Source organism: Mesorhizobium sp. M7A.F.Ca.CA.003.01.2.1, from assembly GCF_003998945.1.
Taxonomy (GTDB): Bacteria; Pseudomonadota; Alphaproteobacteria; order Rhizobiales; family Rhizobiaceae; genus Mesorhizobium; species Mesorhizobium ciceri.
This window is the reverse complement of record NZ_RZRA01000925.1, coordinates 1-2,204: the sequence shown is the minus strand read 5'-3', so window position 1 is coordinate 2,204 and position 2,204 is coordinate 1. Positions and strand designations below refer to the sequence as shown.

The following is a 2,204-nucleotide window of genomic DNA, read 5'->3' as shown; positions in this document are numbered from 1 at the left end:
TCATAGGCTTGAGCCGATTGTGGCGTATTGCCTTGAGCGGATCGCCAACGCTAGGCTGTTGAAATGAAGATGGCAAACAGCGAGATCGAAGCGGCAATCGAAGTGTTCGTGCATGGCTTCAGCGCTGATAGGAGCCGCACCTTTCCTTACGAGGCCAGCCGCGTTGGACCATTGTGGCTGATGCGCGATGCCGAACGCAAGAATCCTCGCGATTACCGCGGCGAAGAATGGGTCGTCCATGACGTCGCCGCTCAAGAGACCGATGCCGTCGTGCGGCAGCATGCGCGGCCGGGCTTTGCCATTTCCGTTGTGATCGCGAACGACGATCCGGACGGGCCGACACGAACCGCCTACAAAGCTCTCGGCTACCGGCTGCTGCGGACCGAAGGCTTTTTCGTCCACCGATTGCACCGGATTCCGAACCCGCCATCGGTTGCTTCGGTCGAACGCGTGCAGACGGCCGAACGGGCGGCACAGTTGGGAAAGATCATCCGCAGGCAGCCGATCCCAGACGATTTGCTCGGCGACACCGCGCCGTTCCGCCAGTATGTGGCAATCGACGGCGCCGACATCGTTGGGCGCGTTCGCAGCCTGGATGCCGTGGGAGCCACCTGGTGTTCGAGCATGTATGTCGAGCCGTCGCACCGGCGTCGCGGCATTGGTCAGGCTTTGATATCGAAAATGTTGCACGACGATCGCGCGCGCGGGTCAAGGTACTCGGTGCTGGCAGCAACCCATGCCGGGGCGCTGCTTTATCCCCGGATGGGCTACGAGCGGATCGGAACGCTGCTGATATTTGCACCAAGGAGCCGAAAGCCCTCATGAAGCTCTATTCGCATCGTGCTGATTCATAAGGGATTTCTATAACCATGCCGTCATAGGCGGGTTCGACATTGGCTGGTGTCTCGGCCATCACCGAGACGTAGTCGAGCGGCACGTGCATATGTGTCAGCACCGCATGTATCGGCGCCAGCCGCTGGATCCATTCAAGCGCTTCGCCAAGTGACAGATGACTTGGATGCGTCCGGTACTGCAGCGCGTCGATGATCAGCACGTCGAGGTCGCCCAGCCGTTCGGCGGTGGGTTCCGGAAAGTCGCTGATGTCGGGGCAATAGGCGAGACCGCCAATGCGGAAACCGAGCGATACGATGTCGCCGTGGATCTGCGGCAGCGGCTCGAGGGTGAGGGTACCCCCCTCTCCTTCGACGACCACCGGCCTGGTGTGGTCGATGAGATGCGGCCTGACGATCGGCGGATAGGAACTGCCTTGCGGCGTCTCGAAACAGTATCCGAACGCTTCCCGCAGCCGAAGCATCGTCGCCCTGTCGGCATGGACGTCGATGAGCTGGCGCTGATCGAGGACGAAACCGCGCAGATCGTCGATGCCATGGATATGGTCGGCATGCGGGTGGGTATAGACGACCGCATCGACACGTTTGACGCCGGCCAGCAGCATCTGCTGCCGAAAATCCGGCCCCGTGTCGATGACGACAGTCGTTCGGCTGCCGTTCGCCGCAATCCGCTCGACGAGCGCGGCGGCACGGGTGCGCCGGTTCCTGGGGTTGTCGGGGTCGCAATTGCCCCAATCGCCGGTGATGCGCGGCGTACCTGGGGACGAGCCGCAGCCGAGAATGGTGAGGCGCAGCCGGTCAGTCATCGTTCAGGCACTTTGCTCTGCAGGCCGCGGCATCTTGCCGAACAGCCGGAAGAAATTATCTGTGGTCAGATCGGCGATTTCAGCTTCGCTTACCCCGATCGTTTCGGCCAGCACTTTGGCGGTATGGGCGACATAGGCGGGCTCGTTGCGTTTGCCGCGAAACGGCACGGGCGCCAGATAGGGCGCATCGGTTTCGACCAGCAATCGGGCATGCGGGACATCGGCGGCAATGGCACGCAACTCAGCTGAATTCTTGAAGGTCAGGATGCCCGAGAACGACACGTAGCCACCGAGAGCGACGCCCACCTCGGCAAGCCGGCGCCCGGAAGAAAAGCAATGCAGGATGAAGGGGAAGGCGCCCTTCCCTGTTTCGTCCTCGAGAATATCAGCCATGTCGGCATCGGCATCGCGCGAATGGATGACCAGCGGCAGCCCCGTTTCACGGGCGGCGGCGATGTGGTTGCGAAAGCCTTGCGCCTGTGCATCGCGTGGCGCCTTGTCGTAAAAATAGTCGAGACCGGCCTCGCCGATGGCCACTACTTTTGGG

At 61.8% G+C, this 2,204-nt stretch carries 3 protein-coding genes; 1 reads left to right on the top strand and 2 read right to left on the bottom strand.

The annotated features are described in order from the left end of the window. The first annotated feature begins 180 nt into the window (after positions 1-180). A complete protein-coding gene (locus tag EN969_RS27750) occupies positions 181-825 on the top strand; it encodes a GNAT family N-acetyltransferase (protein ID WP_224620913.1) in 645 nt (214 codons plus the stop codon). A 4-nt stretch (positions 826-829) separates the two neighbouring features. Here the strand turns inward: EN969_RS27750 and EN969_RS27745 are convergent, their stop codons facing one another. Beyond that, on the bottom strand, positions 830-1,657 hold the full coding sequence (locus tag EN969_RS27745; RefSeq protein WP_013531573.1) for an MBL fold metallo-hydrolase: 828 nt from the start codon (positions 1,655-1,657) through the stop codon (positions 830-832). Positions 1,658-1,660: 3 nt separating this feature from the next. Next, the coding region (locus EN969_RS27740; RefSeq protein WP_164758547.1) for a TatD family hydrolase at positions 1,661-2,204 on the bottom strand (544 nt) is incomplete at its 5' end.